We start from the raw sequence: 18,260 nt of genomic DNA on the forward strand, positions 1-18,260 counted from the left end.
AAAAAACTCAATCTCCATAAACTTTGACAGATTGAGTTAGTTTCCTCTAAAATCCATATCTAATTTGAGACATTTTTCGCAACTCTCTAAAGAGTTCTTCTTGATGACTTGTCAAACTAATGTTATTTGCCATTAAATGGTTAGATAACTCCACATTCATACGACTAAGTACATAAGGAACTGCAGTTCCCCCACTTAGTTCATTCTTATAAGCTTCTAGAATAGGTAAGATTGAGAGCGCATTCCCCTGATGATTAATATCAATGCTCAACTCTCCTAAAAGTTCTACAGCTCCTTGACTCCTCTCCTTACCTCCAGAAAACCATCTTAATTTAGATGTCATCATTTTGCATGAGGATTCCATCCTGCTGCCCCTCCTGTTGCAAGATTCATAGCGGAATTATTAGCAATAATCCGAACAGTCTCTGACCAATCTACCCAGCAACGACTACCATTACAATAATAACCGTTACCATAACTAACCGTCTTTCCTCCTACTATGTCTAGCAACTCTTTTGATTCTAAATTTTCAATTATTTTATTCATTTGATTTCCCCTGTTCATTAAAGTTCATAACTTCCTAGCATAAATGATTTAGATAAAACTTCTAAAGCAGTAGTTAGTTGTGACCCTAAGGCATATCATCAAAAGCTATTTCCTTAGTCCGTTTCAATCAATATGTGTAGATCTTTTTTCAAAAGACTCTACCAACCATAAAATCCCCAAGTCAAAATAATAGGTAAAAGTTTAATCCCAAACATAACTTGCTCCTTTCATTTTGATGGGCATATTATAACAAAAAAATAAAAAATCACCTATGACATATATGTCATAAATGATTTTCAAAATCCTTTTTCCGCTCTTCTCTTACCATATCTAACAATATATCATTGTTATAGATTTTGCACAGTTGCTCTGCAAGGTTATACAAATTACTCGCTTTATCCCTATCCCCCTTTTCATAAAAATAATATTTTGCTTCGCTAGATAAAAGCTGCGGTTTTAAAGCATAATCTTTAATCTTATTGATTATTTCATTCATTCTATCTAAGAGAGGTTTCATAAACGAGTAGTCATTATGGAGAACTCCGACTGTGGTTGCGTTACCTAAAGTATTTAATAACGCTCTGTTAAAATCATTATCTAATGATATCTCTATAGATAACAAGATATCACAAATTTGTTGTAACTCCGTTTTATCAAAATCATTTTGTACCTGTGTATACTGCAAATAATAATTAGCAATTAATACATCATTCAAATCATAAAAAGTTTTATGAGAAAAATGACTGAACCACTCGGAAAAAATAACTTTAGGAGATAAACCTTCTTTAGATTGCCTAATCTGCAATAGACGTTCCATAATTTCCAAAAAAAGTAGTTCCTCTTCTGGCAAGATGTCTATATAATCTTGGTAAATCGTATCTAAAATTTCAAATTTTTCTAATAATAATTTTTTATCAAGATAAGGATTTTCTCTTAACTTTTGTTTAAGCAGCAGATAACTTTCTGGTAATATGGTTTGCTTATCTGATAATAATTCCACTAAGGTCGTCCCCAACTGCTGAGCAATAAACTGTATCTTATCAACACCAGCTACAGAATCTCCCTGTTCTATCCGAATTAACTGACGATGACTAAGTTGACTTTCATCGGCGCACAATTCTGCCCGTGAGATGCCTTTCAATTCACGAAGTTCTTTAATGCGATGCCCAATTTCTTTATTTGATTTAATCGTCATTCCTAGATCTCCCGTATACAACTCGTCACTTAAATTTTCACTCTATATAAGTAGGTTTAGCTGATATCAAACTTCATCTTGCCTTTAGTAATTCCCACTTTTAGCGTTTGACCAGCGGTCAATTCACCTGATAAGAGGAGTTCTGCCAAGCGATCTTCTACCTCTGTCTGCAAGGTACGACGAAGCGGACGAGCCCCCATTTCAATATCATAGCCTATTTCAGCTAAGTGTTTTAAGGCTGAAGGTTGGAATTTTAAGGTTATTCCTTTTTCAGATAATGTTGCAATTAAAGGTTTTACCATGATTTTGACAATCTCGCGCATATTGTCTTCTGTCAAGCTATGGAAAACAACTTTCTCATCAATACGGTTGATAAATTCTGGACGATAGGCTTTTTTCAATTCTTCTAGAATACGTTTTTGCATAGCATCATCATCATGAACAAGCGCTTTTGTCCCAAATCCAACAGTCTTTTCATCACGAAGAGCTGTCGCTCCAAGGTTGGAGGTCATAATGATAATAGTATTTGAAAAATCTACCTTACGACCACGACTATCTGTCAATACGCCATCATCTAAAACTTGAAGGAGAACATTAAAGATATCTGGGTGGGCTTTTTCTACTTCATCAAATAGGAGAACAGAGTACGGTTTGTTACGGACTTTTTCTGTCAGCTCACCACCTTGATCATAGCCTACATAACCTGGAGGCGCGCCATTTAAACGGCTAGCTGCAAATTTTTCCATGTACTCACTCATATCAAAACGGATAAGAGCGGATTCATCGTCAAAAAGGAGTTCTGCCAAAGCTTTCGCTAACTCTGTTTTTCCGACACCAGTCGGTCCCAAAAACATAAAAGAGCCAATTGGACGTTTACCTGTTCGAATACCTGACTGGTTACGACGAATCGCGCGGCTTATACTAGATACCGCTTCATCTTGTCCAATAACACGCTGATGAAGTTCTTGCTCTAACTTAAGATAGCGTTTGGCATCAGATTGTGTCATTTTTTCAACGGGAATTCCTGACAACTTGCTAAGCGTTGCTAAAACGTGCTCCTCAGTCACCATAAGGGCTGGCTTATCTTTCTTTTTATCCTCTTTTTTTAGAGCTGATAGTAAAGCGTTTTGATCACCACTCATCAAGGCATGGTCAACATCTGTTAGAAAACTATATTCTCTTTTAGGACGACTTTGTTGTACCGTTGCACTCGCTTCATCTAATAAATCAATAGCAGAATCTGGTAGCTTCTTACTGGTCAAATAACGATGAGCTAACTTAACAGCCAAACGAGCCACTTCATCTGAGATTGTCACATGATGATAATCTTCATAAGATGTTTTTAAGCCCAAGAGAATCTGGCTAGCATCTTCTACTGAAGGCTCTTCAATCATAACCTTGGCAAAGCGACGTGAAAGAGCGGCATCTTTTTCAATATGTTTTTGATATTCATCTTGGGTTGTTGCCCCCAAAGTGCGTAAGCTACCGCGGGCAAGGGCTGGTTTCAAGATATTGGCAGCATCAAGAGTGGAGTCAATACCACTACCCGATCCCATAATCGTGTGTAACTCGTCAATAAATAAAATAATATGACCGTCTTCTTCAATATCTGAAATGATTTGATTCATCCGCTCTTCAAAATCCCCACGAAAACGAGTTCCAGCAACCACAGACATCATATCAAGTTCTAAAACACGCATTTTAGATAGATTTTCTGGTACATCGCCAGATAAAATGCGTTGAGCCAAGCCATAAGCTAAAGCCGTTTTCCCCACACCAGCTTCACCAACTAATACGGGGTTGTTTTTGGTTTTGCGACTTAAAATCTGGACCATACGCGTGATTTCTTTATCACGTCCCACAACAGGATCAATCTGACCATTACGAGCAAGATCTGTCAAATCGCGTGTAAAATCCGCTAGATCTCCAGCTGTCGATTGTGGTTTCATCATATCCATCATAGCTGGACTAGCTTTAGGTTTATCTAGTTGACGGATAGCTTTAACTTGTGCCTTAGTATAACCCGCAATTTGGTCAATAGATTTTCTAACATCTGCCAATCGAAAAGAAGGTGCCTCAAGATGACTAGATGTTCCAAGTGTCGCTAAAATACGTGCAGGATACAAATCAGGAAGGAGCAACATCGCCATCAAAACATGCTCGCTTCCCACTTCATCTTGATGTACCACTTTTGAAATGGCATAAGCTTTATTCATAATCAGTTCCAAAGCAGGAGATTGTCTAAAAAAGACCATCTCTTCTCTCTGAGATAAGGTCTCCTTCCGAGCAGTTACCGCTAAAGTCGCAGCCATAAACTCTTCAAAGCTAACTTGCAAAGAATCTAAAACCTGACCTGCAATAGAATCTTGGAAATGAAGGAAAGCCAATAATAACTGCCAACTTTCCAAATAGTCCGTATCAAATTTATTAGCTATAAACTGAGCCTTGGCGAAGGCTTGTTCTAGCTTAGTTGAATAGCGTTTCATTCTAATATCCTTTTCTATCTAAACGTTGTAAAATTTTTGCCAAAAGACGTGGACGGATAGTAGCCGCATCGGATCCTAAAACGCTATCCAAACCACTAGCTAAAATAATATTTCCTTCACGCTCACTAATAATAGCCTCATCAAACAATAATTGGATCAAATCCGTAAATTCCTGCTCACTAATCCGATCACCTAAAGAGGCAATTAAACTCCCTAACATTTGATGTTGATCAGAAAATCGAATTTTAGCAATACGGATATAACCGCCCCCTCCTCGTTTACTCTCAACAATATAGCCTCTACTTTCAGTAAAGCGGGTTTTAATCACATAGTTGATTTGACTAGGAACCACTTGAAAGCTATCTGCCAAACTACTACGTTGAATCTCAGCAAAATCGGATTGTGCTAAAAGATCCTTAATGTATTCCTCAATATGATCTGATGCATTTTTAGAAGGCATGACTCTTCTCCTTTCAAGTTTTCTTTGACATTAACTGACTATTATTATACCGAATTTTCACCTATTTGAAAACTAAAAATCCTCATTCTCAAATATCATAAAGAAAAACCCCAGCCTAAAAGACTGGAGTTTCAACTTTTACTCTATTAATTGTTAAGGGCTGCTGCCATAGTTGCTGCAACTTCTGATTCAAAGTCGTTAGCAGCTTTTTCAATACCTTCACCAACTTCAAAGCGTGCAAATTCAACTGCTTTAGCGTTTACTGAGTCAAGGTAAGCTTCAACTGTTTTGCTATCGTCCATGATGTAAACTTGTGCAAGAAGTGTGTAAGCTTGGTCAACTTGAGTATTGTCAAGCATAAAGCGATCCATTTTACCTGGAATGATTTTATCCCAGATTTTTTCTGGTTTACCTTCAGCCGCAAGTTCTGCTTTGATATCTTCTTCAGCTTGTGCAATAACGTCATCAGTCAATTGTGCTTTAGATCCATATTTAAGGAATGGAAGAGCTGGTTTGTTAACCATTGCACGTGATTCGTTATCTTGCTCAATTTTGTGGTTCAATTGCGCTAACTCATCTTTGATGAATTGCTCATCAAGTTCAGTGTATGAAAGCACTGTTGGGTTCATCGCAGCAATGTGCATTGATACTTGTTTTGCAAGTGTTTCATCGCCACCTTCGATAACTGAGATAACACCAATACGTCCACCATTGTGTTGGTAAGCACCAAAGGCTTGCTCATCAGTTTTTTCAATCAAAGCAAAGCGACGGAATGAGATTTTCTCACCGATTGTAGCTGTTGCATTAACATAAGCTTCTTCAAGTGTCTCACCTGAAGGCAATTTGATTGCAAGTGCTTCTTCGTTGTTAGCTGGTTTAGCTGCAACAATAGCTTTTGCAGTTTCTTCTACCAACTCAACGAATTGAGCGTTTTTCGCAACAAAGTCTGTTTCAGCGTTAACTTCAACAACTGCTGCGACGTTACCGTCAACATAAACACCTGTCAAACCTTCAGCAGCAACGCGGTCAGCTTTTTTAGCTGCCTTAGCCATACCTTTTTCGCGAAGTAATTCAATCGCTTTTTCGATATCACCTTCAGTTTCTACAAGGGCTTTTTTAGCGTCCATAACGCCGGCACCTGATTTTTCACGCAATTCTTTAACGAGAGCTGCAGTAATGTTTGCCATTTCTAAATTCCTCCAAAGTTTGATATAAAAAAACGAGAGCAGAGCGGTTTGCTGCTGCCCCGTTTACAAGTTACTTAATTGGGTGGAGAGTTTTTCTCCTCTAAGACCTAATCTTAGTCTGTTTTATGATTAGTTAGAACCTTCTACAACTTCAACGATTTCTTCAATTGAATCTGCAGTAGCTTCTTCACCAGCCAATTCAGCTTCAACAGCTGCAACTGAATCTTCACCTTGACGACCTTCAATGATAGCGTCAGCCAATTTAGAAGTGATCAATTTAACAGCGCGGATAGCATCATCGTTAGCTGGGATGATAACATCGATCTCATCTGGATCAGCGTTTGTATCAACCATAGCTACAACTGGGATACCAAGTTTTTTAGCTTCTTTAACTGCGATTTGTTCTTTGTGTGGGTCAACAACGTACATCACATCTGGGATGCGAGGCATATCAGCGATACCACCTAAGAATTTTTCAAGACGGTCACGTTGTTTGTTAAGAAGTGCAACTTCTTTCTTAGGAAGAACTTCAAAAGTTCCTTCTTCTTCCATTTTGTTGATTTCTTTAAGGCGTGCGATACGTTTTTGGATTGTTGACCAGTTTGTCAATGTTCCACCCAACCAACGGTGGTTGATGTAGTATTGACCAGCACGTTCTGCTTCTTCTTTAACTGCTTCTGAAGCTTGCTTCTTAGTTCCTACGAACAAGATAACCGCATCGTTAGCTGCTGCATCACGAACAAATTCGTAAGCTTGATCAGCCAATTTTACAGTTTGTTGAAGGTCGATAACGTGGATACCGTTACGCTCAGTAAAGATGTACTTAGCCATCTTAGGATTCCAGCGACGAGTTTGGTGACCAAAGTGTACACCAGCCTCAAGAAGTTGTTTCATTGAAATTACTGCCATGAGTAATGTCTCCTTTTTTGTTTTTTTCCTCTCCTAGACTTCGACTTGCAGTCTCACCTTGCGGCAACAAGACCACAATTGGTCCAAGATGAGTATTATCGCTATTGCGACCTTACTATCATACCAAAAAAAATGAGGATTGACAAGCCATTTGTGGTTAACTCTCACATAAAAATCACTTTTATGTCTTGACATTCTGATTATCTTACGATAAAATAAATGATGTTGTGGCGGTATAGCCAAGTGGTAAGGCACGGCTCTGCAAAAGCTTGATCGTCGGTTCAAATCCGTCTACCGCCTTTCAGTACCTGAATTAACAGGAATTAACCGAATGAAAAGCCCGTAAAATCGGGCTTTTTTGTTGATATGCGGATAAATGTAATCGCTAAACTTTCTATCTATTCACGAAAAGAAGTTTTACAACATTAACAATCACTCTCTATCCTTTACTCCTTCTAATGCATTTGCTATACTGTTAACACTTTAATAAAGGAGGTTTGGTGATTAAAAAATTAACTAAGGGTGATCATATCCGTGTTCTTAGCCCATCTAGTTCCATCGAACGTTTAGGGGGATTTAAAGCCAATTTATCTGCCAAAAGAAAATTAGAAGAACTGGGTTTTACAGTGTCCTTCTCTGAGCATTATTTTGAAAATGATAGATTTTATTCATCCTCTATAAAAAGTCGTGTCGCAGATTTACATGCAGCATTTGCCGATCCAATGATCCATGTTATTATGACAACTATTGGAGGATTTAACTGTAACGAATTGTTACCTTATCTAGATTACGATCTCATCCGAAACAATCCGAAAATTTTTTGTGGGTATTCCGATACGACTGCCCTTTTAAACGGCATTTATGCCAAAACAGGTCTTAAAACTTATATGGGACCTTCTTTCTCTAGTTTTAAAATACTTAGCAATAAAACAGGGGAATTGATAAAAGCCTCTGAAAAATCAGAGGTCTTCTTGTTGTCTTAACTCGTTCAATATATCTGCAACGCTTTCAGAGGTTACTACCTCCCAAGGTCTGACAGGCTCATCAGGTAGGACAAAATCAAAGACCTTACCCTCTTTTCTGACAATGTTGACCTTGTTGCCTGTAATATATCCTCCATCTATCGCCTGTTTTAATTCGTCATAATGTAACATAGTTTATTACCTCCTACTTATTTATTCGGAAAATGGTTTGGAAAAATAAAAAAGTCCTAGAAAAATCTAGGACTTGTTTAGCCTTTTCGTGCAACACACACACAAAAAAACCATTTAAAAGAACATCTATTTAGCAGATAGATTACTTATATTATATCAAATAAAATAAACTTTTGCAATAAGTCCGTTATAAAAGCAACAAAAAATACCCCCAGCAATCGCTGAGGGGTTTGTTAAATTTCTGTTGCGCCAAGACTTAGAATATCTTCTTTAGTAAAGACTCCTAATTCGTAATAGCAACGGATCATAATAGGTTGCGCACGTTTCGATGGCCCATTAGTATCGTTTGGGTTAAATACTGCGTTTGTAAAATCAAATCCGCTAGAATCGTAAACTGGATTTGTAACAACGCCATCGGTCCAGAAACGCGCAATCCCATTGAGACTTGCTATCGTTGTTAAGGTATTACTACCCATCGCAAATCGCATCAGTGTAGTGATTACACGATATTCGGATGCTTTCTCTTTCGTCAATGGCACTGATTCAGTATAGATGTAGGCCCGTTGGTCAACATTACCAAGAGTCAAGCTAGATCCGTTATCGAAGCGAAATTGCCACGGACTAACAGACCTGTCTAAGAACCAACCTGTAGGACCAAAACGATTGCTTGTAGCACTGCCTGCTCCACTTGACTGCTCAAGGGCTGTTAACCGTGATTTAACCTCTGTATCATCGCAGATCTCTTTTGCTTTTAAAGCGGCAAGCTCGTTACGGATAGCTGTATCATCATAGCTACTTCCTACTGGTCTTGACTCGAGGGCTGTTAGCCGTTGATTAACAGTCGTATCATCATAGATTGTATCATTGTCAGTCTTGTTTTCCAAGGCCGCTAAACGGCTTCTAAGCTCGCTATCGTCGTACTTGACTGATTGTTCCTGAGACTGTTTTAAGACGCTAACTTCCGCTAAAATATCGCTAATTTGAGTGGTTAAAGGCCCATCATCATATTGCGGGATATTTAATTTACTCGCAAGCTCATCCAAATCAATCTGCCCGGCTTGAAAATCCGCCAATTTCTGTTTGATATAATCGTCGACAGTTAACAACTCGGCGATCTCATCTGTGATAACATCGCCCAGATTCTCATTGACCGTCAAAGTGACTGAGTCAGTGGACGGGAACACATAGCCAGCATGTTCCGCTTCGACGATATAACTCCCAACGGGCAGAGCTTTTTCAAGGTGGAAGCTGACAAGGTTGTCCACCACCGCTGCTTCAAACTCTATCATCCCTTTTGAACTATGGATAAGCTGAATTTTAGCCGAACCATTCAGAATGGCTTTATCCTCTGTCTTTAGCTTGAGTTTAAACACAGAGGATATATCACCTTGTTTGATAACAGATCCGTTTAGCCACGTTAGTTTAGTCTTATCAGACATACTACCTCCTTATAATTTGCTCGTATATTTGAGCGCAATCCAACCGGCACCACTTTTGAGTTTGCCCCACTCATAACCATCAGCGGATTTAGTTTCCGTGATGGTGTAGACACCAGGTTTAACCACTCCATTTTTGCCTGCTTTTAAACTAGGTGACTTACGAATATTTAAATCACTAACAGAGACTCTCACACGAAACGATCCAGACGTTTTTTGTGTTGTTGTATTTTTTGCAAAAACTCCACCCCTTGAAACTTCCTGAGCCATACGAATCAGCTTAGCCATATCAATACCGCCAGGGCATTCTGTAGCTGAGACTTGCTTATGTGGAATGATGTGTTTTGCATCGATAGGTATGTTATATCGCTTACAGATATCCGCAATCAGTTTAGCTGATGATTTATAGGTCGCTTCCGAAATCGTCCAGTGTGGTGCTCCTGTGGCATTTAAGTGCTCAATACCGATAGACCGACGATTCATCGTAGCGTCGCCTGAGTGGAAAGCAGAATATTGCTCCCCGACGCAACCCCAAATTTCGTTGTCTGCAATTTCGTAATGAGCACTAGTCCAGTTGCCTGACGATTCGTACCATGTCTGCATAGCCACGTTTTTATTGGTAGTTGCGTTATGATGAATGACGATACGGTCAATCTTCATGCGACTATACCCGGTTACACCTTTTGATAGGTTAGAATACATCACATTTGGATTGAAGTGTGTTGTAAAAGATGAATATATTTCTCTGTCATGATTTATTGCGCCTGTTTTATTATCATACGGCAACCTAAACCAACCAGTCACACCAGCATAACTACGTTTGTTGTTTCGGACATATCCGCCGCCACCGATTTCCAGTTGGTCGTTAATGCCGTTACGGTTATTGTCTGAGTAACCATCAATATTTTGCTCTAGCGTTGTCATGCCTTTAGTATCCGCAGATACGACTACTCCAATATGACCATAATCTACACCATCACTTGCCACTGATGACATGACGAAAAAATCGCCGGATTTTGGGATCAAGTTGACGTCGTTAGGATTATTGTAGATAACTTCTAGTCCTTGCGATTTAGCCTTTTTAAGGCAGTCAATGGCATTGGTGTAAGCTAGGTTTTTGTTGCTAAAATGCTGCACGATATGATCAATAAAAGCAACACATTGCCCGCCGTAAGGGTTAGTCGGCACTGTTACTTTTTGATTGAGTTTGCTTTTAGCATAAGCTACAACATCTTGTGCTGTTGTCATTTTTTACCTCCATACAAAAACAAACCGCCCAAACGGACGGTTTTATCATGCTTTCCATGCGTCGTTCATTTGCTTGACGGCACTTTCGACAAAGGTATCAAGCTGACTGTCTGTCATGTGGATGTTGTACTTTAAAAGCTCATCTAAGATAACAGACTTAGCCTGTGCGAGCTTGTCTTCACCAGTCAGTCCTGTTTCAGCAGAGACTTGCTCAACTGCGTGTACAGCGTTTTTAGCCACGATTTCGACAATCTTAACAGCACGCTCACCACCTTTTGTGATGAGGTAGCTTTTAACTGCTTGTACAGCGATACCTGCGAGAATTGTCAAAATACCCATAGTTGCGCTAATAATGTATTGTGTTAATTCGTCCATATTTAGTCTCTCCTCTCCTTAAACAATGTCGCAATGCGTTCATTATTCACGATGATAGCATCCTCATTTCGTCCAATTCGTTCTTCATGTTTGTTAAGCTGTTGGTGGATGTTCTGACGGTCTTTCTGCGAATCTTGCAATTCAAAGGTCAGTGTTGTGATGGTTTCTTGCAAACGTCTCATGGTATCATCGTTTTTCCGCATGGCATTTTGAAAAGGTTGTACTACTAGTTTGACCAATCCAGCAAGTGTTAGAAGAGCGCCTGCAACAGACGCAACTTGTAGAATATCAATCGTCAAATAGTTACCTCCTTATTCGTCTGTTCCAAGTGTTGATGCTTCTAACAAGGCTTTAACCTTCTGACGATACCGTCTTGGTACTTGCTCTAAAGTGATCCAACCAAACTCAATCTGCATTGCAAAATAATTAATCATCATTGCTATTCCTCCTTGTAAAATATTAGTTAACTTCTGTTTCAGGCTCATCAGTATCAGCCTCCTCTTCCTCACTCATAAGCGACATAATCAATTCATTGACCGTTGCTGTCGTGACTTTGAGCAACTCCTCTACACGATCGTACTGCTTGTTTGAGCGATCAATAGCGTCATCAATCTCCGCAATCTTACCCTTAACATTAGCCACTGCTTCGACTGTTTTTTGATTGGCGTACTCTTGCACATATTTACCAGTAAACCAAGCTAAGCCGAGTTGCAACAACTCAGCTCTTGACTTGCTCATAAAGTCGCCGTCCAAGACAGCCGTAAAGTTGACATTTAAGTCAGGATCCGTATCACGAACAACGACATGTGTCTTCCCATCAGTCAAATATGGCGTAAATACTTCTAAAGTCATCAGTTATCTCCTTTTGTTGCATCATCTAGTAGTTGTTCAAGTTCTGCAATCCGAGCATCTTTCTCTTCGTTCTGCACTTGCAGAACAGTGTTATCGTAATTCAATTGTGCGATTTGATTTGCCAATTTGATTGCTATTTGTTCGTGCATGATTACCTCCTATTAACCTATTCTATTTGCCCAGCCATCGTTGCCTTCATAACCAATTCTTATAGCTAAGTCTTTAATCATCTTCGCAAGTCGCTCGCCTTGAAGAAACATATCTCGACTAGCAACAATTGTGTTGCCGTGTATTTGCTCAAATGGCCTATCATTCGTTCCGATAAAATGTTGTTTGCCATTCTCAGCATTACCAACAAAGGCTAACTGGTTTGTTCCATTGTAGTTGTAGAACACCCAAGGTGACCTACTTCCACCCGTTGCGCTATCCATAATAGCTACTGTATCTCCTATGATGTCTATTTGATCTGCTGCTTTGTTTCGATTAGGTAACTTCATATTCCAAATACGCAGACCCGCAAACTCTCCGTCCTCGTCCGATTCAGTGCCTCCACGGTTTGAGCCAATAACTGTTGTATTAGCATTCCAACCAGTCTCTCCGTCTCTGGTAAACCCACCTGTCTTAAATTTAATAAACTGATTACCGTAACCACTAACGACGCGTCTAAATGCATTATTGTTGTTGTAGAACTCGATCTTTGCGTCGGAATTAAAACTTAGTCTTGCATTATTTAAATCAAAGACAGTATTACCATTGATCGCACTCAAGACCCCACCGCGCATGTTGATACCTGTGATAGTCCCTGATGTGATATTACTAGCGTCGATATTAACGATATTTGCTTGTCCAGCGTCAATCGTTCCGATATGTGCTGTGTTAATTTGGGCATTGCCAATCATAGCCGACTTGATGACACCATTATCTATCAAGGTCTGGCCTGTGATGTGAGTTAGATGTCCATCAATGCGATTAGTACCATCTGCTAAAAGGTTGATCTGATTAAGCACCGCACCACTGCTTGTCAGATTTTTAACTGCCCAAGAGCCTGCTAGTTGACTGACTTGTGTCTTGAGTCCATTAGCACCAGATACTTCCTGGACCAAGCCAGCTGCAGTCTGAGTAACCCTGCTGACATTGTCTAAGATACTTCCCGCTGTGCCGACAGCACCGATAGTACGAGTGTGACTATCGACCGTATCTTTGACATTATGTAAGGCTGTGACGGTAGCTAGCTCCTCGACTGACGGGCTCCATCCGTTATTAGACTTGCCTTTCTTGACCGAAATATCGCCAAAATACAAGTTAGCGGAACTTCCCTCTGCGGTTGAGCCATTATTATCAAATCGTAGATATCCTTCGTCAAAGTTGCCTGTGTTAAACGTGACAACAATCTCCTCAGCTCTCGTTCTTGATAAATGTTTAGTGACCAGTTGCTGAGCTTCGTCATAGTTGGCTGAACTTCCTCTTGTTCTCTTTAGAAACCAGACGTCCATGCTTACGGTAGCGCTGTTGTTAAAACCTTTAAAATACAAAGTATAGTCTGTGTTTCGTTCTACAGTAAAGCGGTTTAAACTAACCAATTTCTCGTTCGTCGCACTTGTGTTTTTGATGATATACATCCGCACGCCGTTGTTGTAGAAGAACGGATGCGTTGTAATCTCAGCATTTAGGTACTCAGACCGCTCGCCAGGACGCCCCCATTTGACGAGATTGCTCTCCCCTGATGGTATCAGTGCTTTAGTCTCGCTTATCGTCCGACTAAAGCTATCTGCAGTCTCTTTGACAAGATTCTGCACAGTCGTTGATAATGCATAGGGCTGTAATGCACTATTAGTGATATATCCACGACCTGTGATGTTGTTGTCTACATCAGACTTGGTCTGGTAACCTTTGTCTGTGATAGCTTTATCGACCTGTGTACTTGTCAGACGTTTGCTAATCTCATTCGCATTCTGAGTAATCGCTGTCTCTGCACTGCTCACACGGCCGGTTAGTGTGTTGTAATCGGTCTGAGATACTTTGCTGGATACCTCATCGACAAGATTACGGATGTTGGCCTCGGCAGTCGTGACCTTGTTATCTGTAGTTGCTAAACTTGTCGATAATTGCTCAACACCGGATGCAGTCTGAGTGATTGTGGTTTTGACACTTTCGACTTCTTCCATCACTTCTTCTGGAGATGGTTCAAATGTCCGAGCGATTGCGCCTTCAACTAGCATCACTTCACCAAAGAACATAACTGCGTTTTGACCATCGGTCGACCCGTTGTTATCAAATCGGAGATAACCACTATCATTGTTACCAGAGTTGAAAGTAACAGTTACATACTCAGCTTTTGAATTTGAAAAGCGGCGATCTTTGATTGGTTGAGATATCGAAGAGAACCCGTCTGTCTCACTTGATTTACGTCCCAAGAAATACACATCTGAGTTACGGACGTTGCTTGAAGAGAACGCATAAAATGATAGCGTGTAGTCTGTGTTCCGCTTTACCTCAAAGCGATTGGTTGATGCCATTATTTCTGAAGTTCCAGAAGTCTGTAACAAAAATAGCTTTTTTTGTCTGCTGTAGTAAAAGTCATGCTGTGCTACAATCATCTGCCCAGACCAATACTGAGTATTAGTCGGGAATCCACCGTTCTTGATGAGGTTCTGTCCCCCCACAGTCGTCGGTATCTTACCCTCAACCTCACTAATCTCTGTCCGTATCTGACCAGCTACCGTATCGACCTTGGCACTTGCTGTATTGACCTTGCCATCAAGAGTCTGTGTGCTTGATGTTAGCTCGGTTAACTTACGGTCTACAGTCTCTTGATAGGTCGCTAGACTTTGCTTGGCAGTATCCGCTGTATTCTTAATCTCATTAAGCTTCTGAGTGGTTCCACGGACATCCTCTGTGTAGGTTGATTTTGCAACATAGTCGGTAGCAATCGCAGTTCGCTCTGCTGCTATCTGTTTAGCAGTCTCAGTCCGACTAGCAGTCAAATATTGGCTGGCTCGTGTGCCTTCCGCGTCTTTGTACGTCTCCAGGCTCTCAATCCTTGACTTAAAGCCTTCTGCCGTCTGCTGAGCGTAGGACTTAGCATCTACTGCTTTACCATCCGCTGTTTCTATCCGTCTGACCAATTCTGCGCTGTTTTCGGTCGCGGTGCGGATGTAGGTGGCAAACTCAGAGCGTAAATCTTCTGAAGGTTCCGCATAATCCTCTCTAAAATCTGAGATATAAAGCATCATATTCTTGATTGACACGTTTGTATTTACCGGGAACGCGTTGCTAAAACGTATAAATACATTATCTGCCCAATATGATGCATTGGAACTGCTTAAGTCAATAATTAAGTCAATATGTTGTACATCTGTCGTGTTACCTTTAAAAGTAACGCTTGATGAATACCAAGGTGTCGCTGCGAAATGAACTTTTGTTGTAAAATCTTGCGGAAGAGCTGGACTAAAAGCGATATCGAACGACACCCTCACCTTATTTTGCTCAAAACGTAAGGTATTCCTCCAAAAATCTTCGTAGATATATGTCCGATAATCCTGCGTTCCGGCATTAGTGATAAGGTAGCTTCTATCTTTTGCATCTTTGAAATAGTTTCGGTTCCCAATCTTGATACTCTCGAATCTCTCTTGTATCCCAGTTAAGCCTGCCTCAATCGTACCAGTCTGACGACTGATACTATCAATCTGACCAGTCTGAGCGTTGACGGTTTGTGTTAGTGCCTCATATTGGGCTCTTGTTTGACTCAGAGTATCCTCTACGGTCTTAGTTCGACTGGTAACGCTAGTGATGTCTCCAGTTGCTTTAGAGAGTGTTCTAGACAGTTCTGCGACTGTTGACCTCGTACCATCTGCAAGAGTTTCGACTGTCGTCACACGATTGGTCAAAGCCGTCTGTGCTTGGGCTTGTGCTAAAATCTTACTAGCTTGCAAATTAAGGTCGTTCCGCAAAGCTGTAGCGCTAGCTTGGCTATCCCTCGCCTTTTGGTCAGCACTAGCGATAGCTGACTGTAGCTCAGTCTTAGCTGTGTTAAGTGCCTGGTTGACCGTCGCAACCTGCGCTCTCGCATCTGCGATAGCTTCGGTCTTGACCTGGTTGGCTCTAGCCAATGCACTAGCAGCGTCCGACTTGGCTTTGTTGGCAAGCGATTCTACAGACTGGGTTTTGGACAGAATGTCTGCGACCTGTCTGTCGTGTTCCTCAGATTGAGCTTGCATGGAGGTGTTGACTTGAGCGATTTCTTCCGCAATCCTATCGCGCAAAGATTCGCTTTCGTAGGTTCTCAGAATTTCTTCCCAAACTTCTCCAGTCCACCGAAGCATGATTTTGTGTCCTTCGTGCTCTGGATCTGGCTTATACCAAATATCATTGATCAGCACTTTACCTAGATACTTGACAGTAGGGTCTTCAGCACCGTACCAGTTATTATTAAAACCATCGGCACTTGGTAAGTAGTCAGGCAAATTCTGAACAAAATTGGAAAATTCGTTAGTGACAAACTGCTCCACAGCCTTATCCGCAATTGTTTGAGCTTTGGCTTCGTTACTTTCGCCAATTCGGTCTCCAAGCTTGATGTCGCTGGATTGATTATTCAGTCGGTTGAAGGTAATTTCGAAAATCCGAGTATCATAGTCCAGTTTTTTATCGTGCCGAACCACTCGAATGGTATCCCCAACCTTAACCCTCTTCAAGTAGACACTAGATGTCTTTAAGGTCAACTGCGGACGAGCAGCATCAATCAAAACCTTGTAAGTCCGTTCAATCAAGACTTCTGGATTCTCTTCTTCCGAAAAGTCCACAAAGCCGATTTTAGGACGCATAGAGCCATCAGCATTCTTGATACCATACTGCCTTGTCATCAAGGGCAATTCTAGGTATTTCTGCCCTTTAGGCTTATCAACCGGTTTGCCTTGTGTCCTTGACCAAACCACATCTTCAAATGTGATTTTCCGACCGTAGCCGTCACCAGTTTCCTCGCCTTTGCCACGACCGACAAGGGCGGTGAAGATGTTGGTGCGTTCCACCTCTTGCAGTATCTGCAAGGCATTGTGTCCATAAACCACACGCTTACCGACTGCCTCACCGATTCGTTGCTTAAAGTCGATATAACGGGCACCGATGCGATTGCCGTTCATCTCGACAAAGAATTGCATCTCCAAGTCCCAGACTTCACAGACCTTTTTCAAGGCATCGAAAACAGACGTGTAGTAGAAATTGGTACTGTGTGGAGTGGTTTCGCCAACAAAACGAGCTTGCCAGTTGGTACCAGCAAGCAAGTCTGTAATCACATCACGGGCAAAGGCATTCTTTGGACGCTTATCAAAAACAGGCGACTTCCGAAGCTCCTCAATCCCTGACTGGACACCAATCAGAGTTGTCAGACTATCTGAAAACTTCTGAGCCACGTAGAAATAATGAAAGGTATGAGCATCTTCCATGGTCTGAATAGCCATGTATTCGATTTGCTCCAACTCGGCCGTATTCAGCCCTTTCAACTCAACTGTCAAACGGTCAGATACGTAGCGTTCTGTGGTTAGTGCGTACTTCTGCAGGGCAGTCTTGACAGCCGATTTTCTGACAATCTTTATCAGCTTCTCATCTTTATCGAATAAATAAATCACGCTCTCTCATCCCTCCAAACTACATTTTTTACTGTGGCATTCCGTGCCGTAATCCTGTCGCCGTTCTTCGCCGTGAATTGCTCCAACGGACTGAACCGCTCCAGCTCACTGAGAATACTTCTGCCATTGTAAGTGGCAGTTACTTCTTCATCTCCAAATGTGACCACAATGTCTTTTTCAGCCACATAAGAGCCAGAGAAAGATAAAATCTTAGTTCCGTTGATAATCTGTACCTGGTTAACCGTTCCAGTCGGTGTGACCGTAATAGACTCAGGCAAAACTTCCAATGCATCCGATAAAGAAATAAGCCCGGTGGAGTTCTGGGCATTTTTCTTTTTGTAACCATCAGGGACTATCAGAGTGAACTTGCTGACAACAGACAAGGATTTTTCCTCAATATCATCCGCTCCGCTGAAATAGCCATAGTAGGTGTAAGTCGGCTCGTCCTTGAATGTAATTTCCAGATAACCGCTACTAGCAAGTGTCCGCAAAATCCTGTTGAGTTTTGCAAACTTATCCCGCATATCCGCACTGGTTCTAGCTTTTAGTTGGTACTTGATTTCAAGCACCCGCTCATCATCAGACACATCTTCCACCCAGACACCACGACGGCCAGGGACAGAGGTTGTCTTGACCGATTGACCAAGCAATCCCCTACCTGTTACCGTCAAATGACGATAGCCCTCAACCAGTTGATTGAGGGGCACACCGTTGATGGACATGTTATCAATAGGTTCAAACACATCAACCTTTTGATTTGTTGTTACATCTCTAAATTGATACATTTCACT

At 41.1% G+C, this 18,260-nt stretch carries 17 protein-coding genes, 1 tRNA gene and 1 pseudogene; 2 read left to right on the top strand and 17 right to left on the bottom strand.

Annotated elements, in window-relative coordinates; all coding sequences use genetic code 11:
• Positions 1 to 46: 46 nt before the first annotated feature.
• The 7 genes from ACEE75_RS09820 to rpsB all read right to left on the bottom strand — a co-directional run bounded on the left by ACEE75_RS09820 (position 47) and on the right by rpsB (position 6,783).
• The gene (locus ACEE75_RS09820) at positions 47 to 364 is read right to left on the bottom strand and encodes a bacteriocin immunity protein (RefSeq protein WP_449164769.1); all 318 of its coding nucleotides are present in this window, start codon (positions 362 to 364) and stop codon (positions 47 to 49) included.
• A complete protein-coding gene (locus ACEE75_RS09825) occupies positions 343 to 546 on the bottom strand; it encodes a leucocin A/sakacin P family class II bacteriocin (RefSeq protein ID WP_447575475.1) in 204 nt (67 codons plus the stop codon). Before ACEE75_RS09825 ends, ACEE75_RS09820 begins: the two co-directional genes overlap by 22 nt.
• Before the next feature lie 283 nt (positions 547 to 829).
• Positions 830 to 1,741, bottom strand: a complete 912-nt coding sequence (locus tag ACEE75_RS09830; protein WP_447575476.1) for a helix-turn-helix domain-containing protein — start codon at positions 1,739 to 1,741, stop codon at positions 830 to 832.
• A gap of 56 nt (positions 1,742 to 1,797) precedes the next feature.
• Complete coding sequence (locus ACEE75_RS09835) at positions 1,798 to 4,227, bottom strand: ATP-dependent Clp protease ATP-binding subunit (protein WP_447575477.1); 2,430 nt, start codon at positions 4,225 to 4,227, stop codon at positions 1,798 to 1,800.
• Position 4,228: 1 nt separating this feature from the next.
• A complete protein-coding gene (locus ACEE75_RS09840) occupies positions 4,229 to 4,687 on the bottom strand; it encodes a CtsR family transcriptional regulator (protein ID WP_447575478.1) in 459 nt (152 codons plus the stop codon).
• A gap of 146 nt (positions 4,688 to 4,833) precedes the next feature.
• Positions 4,834 to 5,874: a translation elongation factor Ts gene (tsf, locus tag ACEE75_RS09845; protein ID WP_354368441.1), complete on the bottom strand. Its 1,041-nt coding sequence runs from the start codon at positions 5,872 to 5,874 to the stop codon at positions 4,834 to 4,836.
• A gap of 129 nt (positions 5,875 to 6,003) precedes the next feature.
• The gene (gene rpsB, locus ACEE75_RS09850; RefSeq protein ID WP_354368439.1) at positions 6,004 to 6,783 is read right to left on the bottom strand and encodes a 30S ribosomal protein S2; all 780 of its coding nucleotides are present in this window, start codon (positions 6,781 to 6,783) and stop codon (positions 6,004 to 6,006) included.
• 229 nt (positions 6,784 to 7,012) lie between these two features.
• On the opposite strand from rpsB, the gene ACEE75_RS09855 reads away from it, so the two are divergent.
• Both ACEE75_RS09855 and ACEE75_RS09860 read left to right on the top strand, forming a co-directional pair.
• Positions 7,013 to 7,083 (top strand) — tRNA-Cys (locus ACEE75_RS09855).
• Between the two features lie 203 nt (positions 7,084 to 7,286).
• Positions 7,287 to 7,700 (top strand): annotated as a pseudogene (locus ACEE75_RS09860) (LD-carboxypeptidase); the annotation flags it as partial.
• A gap of 42 nt (positions 7,701 to 7,742) precedes the next feature.
• Here the strand turns inward: ACEE75_RS09860 and ACEE75_RS09865 are convergent.
• From ACEE75_RS09865 to ACEE75_RS09910, 10 genes are all read right to left on the bottom strand, one after another.
• Positions 7,743 to 7,937 carry a competence regulator inhibitor paratox gene (locus ACEE75_RS09865; protein WP_029752057.1) on the bottom strand — a complete coding sequence of 65 codons (195 nt, stop codon included), beginning with the start codon at positions 7,935 to 7,937 and terminating at the stop codon, positions 7,743 to 7,745.
• 233 nt (positions 7,938 to 8,170) lie between these two features.
• A complete protein-coding gene (locus ACEE75_RS09870; RefSeq protein ID WP_449173632.1) occupies positions 8,171 to 9,376 on the bottom strand; it encodes a hypothetical protein in 1,206 nt (401 codons plus the stop codon).
• Positions 9,377 to 9,385: 9 nt separating this feature from the next.
• On the bottom strand, positions 9,386 to 10,621 hold the full coding sequence (locus ACEE75_RS09875) for an N-acetylmuramoyl-L-alanine amidase (protein WP_447575232.1): 1,236 nt from the start codon (positions 10,619 to 10,621) through the stop codon (positions 9,386 to 9,388).
• 45 nt (positions 10,622 to 10,666) lie between these two features.
• Entirely contained in the window at positions 10,667 to 10,996 is a 330-nt protein-coding gene (locus tag ACEE75_RS09880; RefSeq protein WP_447575231.1) for a phage holin, read from the bottom strand.
• 2 nt (positions 10,997 to 10,998) lie between these two features.
• A complete protein-coding gene (locus ACEE75_RS09885) occupies positions 10,999 to 11,295 on the bottom strand; it encodes a hypothetical protein (protein WP_447575230.1) in 297 nt (98 codons plus the stop codon).
• A 12-nt stretch (positions 11,296 to 11,307) separates the two neighbouring features.
• Entirely contained in the window at positions 11,308 to 11,433 is a 126-nt protein-coding gene (locus ACEE75_RS09890; protein WP_283240985.1) for a hypothetical protein, read from the bottom strand.
• A 22-nt stretch (positions 11,434 to 11,455) separates the two neighbouring features.
• Positions 11,456 to 11,848, bottom strand: coding sequence for a DUF1366 domain-containing protein (locus tag ACEE75_RS09895; RefSeq protein WP_447575229.1), 393 nt, complete (start codon positions 11,846 to 11,848; stop codon positions 11,456 to 11,458).
• Positions 11,848 to 11,997, bottom strand: coding sequence for a hypothetical protein (locus ACEE75_RS09900; protein ID WP_447575228.1), 150 nt, complete (start codon positions 11,995 to 11,997; stop codon positions 11,848 to 11,850). The genes ACEE75_RS09895 and ACEE75_RS09900 overlap by 1 nt, the downstream gene beginning before the upstream one ends.
• 12 nt (positions 11,998 to 12,009) lie before the next feature.
• Positions 12,010 to 17,469, bottom strand: a complete 5,460-nt coding sequence (locus tag ACEE75_RS09905) for a phage tail spike protein (protein WP_449164771.1) — start codon at positions 17,467 to 17,469, stop codon at positions 12,010 to 12,012.
• Positions 17,466 to 18,254 (bottom strand): distal tail protein Dit, encoded by a 789-nt coding sequence (locus ACEE75_RS09910; protein ID WP_449164772.1) that lies wholly within the window; start codon positions 18,252 to 18,254, stop codon positions 17,466 to 17,468. The genes ACEE75_RS09905 and ACEE75_RS09910 overlap by 4 nt, the downstream gene beginning before the upstream one ends.
• Positions 18,255 to 18,260: the final 6 nt, after the last annotated feature.

The organism is Streptococcus sp. 11273D007BT (assembly GCF_053547195.1).

What these genes read in the sequence shown, in the direction of transcription:
- ACEE75_RS09835 (WP_447575477.1), bottom strand. Translation starts at nt 4,227, where the DNA reads ATGAAACGCTATTCAACTAAGCTAGAACAAGCCTTCGCCAAGGCTCAG.
- rpsB (WP_354368439.1), bottom strand. Translation starts at nt 6,783, where the DNA reads ATGGCAGTAATTTCAATGAAACAACTTCTTGAGGCTGGTGTACACTTT.
- ACEE75_RS09880 (WP_447575231.1), bottom strand. Translation starts at nt 10,996, where the DNA reads ATGGACGAATTAACACAATACATTATTAGCGCAACTATGGGTATTTTG.
- ACEE75_RS09840 (WP_447575478.1), bottom strand. Translation starts at nt 4,687, where the DNA reads ATGCCTTCTAAAAATGCATCAGATCATATTGAGGAATACATTAAGGAT.
- ACEE75_RS09910 (WP_449164772.1), bottom strand. Translation starts at nt 18,254, where the DNA reads ATGTATCAATTTAGAGATGTAACAACAAATCAAAAGGTTGATGTGTTT.
- ACEE75_RS09895 (WP_447575229.1), bottom strand. Translation starts at nt 11,848, where the DNA reads ATGACTTTAGAAGTATTTACGCCATATTTGACTGATGGGAAGACACAT.
- tsf (WP_354368441.1), bottom strand. Translation starts at nt 5,874, where the DNA reads ATGGCAAACATTACTGCAGCTCTCGTTAAAGAATTGCGTGAAAAATCA.
- ACEE75_RS09830 (WP_447575476.1), bottom strand. Translation starts at nt 1,741, where the DNA reads ATGACGATTAAATCAAATAAAGAAATTGGGCATCGCATTAAAGAACTT.
- ACEE75_RS09825 (WP_447575475.1), bottom strand. Translation starts at nt 546, where the DNA reads ATGAATAAAATAATTGAAAATTTAGAATCAAAAGAGTTGCTAGACATA.
- ACEE75_RS09820 (WP_449164769.1), bottom strand. Translation starts at nt 364, where the DNA reads ATGGAATCCTCATGCAAAATGATGACATCTAAATTAAGATGGTTTTCT.
- ACEE75_RS09900 (WP_447575228.1), bottom strand. Translation starts at nt 11,997, where the DNA reads ATGCACGAACAAATAGCAATCAAATTGGCAAATCAAATCGCACAATTG.
- ACEE75_RS09870 (WP_449173632.1), bottom strand. Translation starts at nt 9,376, where the DNA reads ATGTCTGATAAGACTAAACTAACGTGGCTAAACGGATCTGTTATCAAA.
- ACEE75_RS09865 (WP_029752057.1), bottom strand. Translation starts at nt 7,937, where the DNA reads ATGTTACATTATGACGAATTAAAACAGGCGATAGATGGAGGATATATT.
- ACEE75_RS09875 (WP_447575232.1), bottom strand. Translation starts at nt 10,621, where the DNA reads ATGACAACAGCACAAGATGTTGTAGCTTATGCTAAAAGCAAACTCAAT.
- ACEE75_RS09890 (WP_283240985.1), bottom strand. Translation starts at nt 11,433, where the DNA reads ATGATGATTAATTATTTTGCAATGCAGATTGAGTTTGGTTGGATCACT.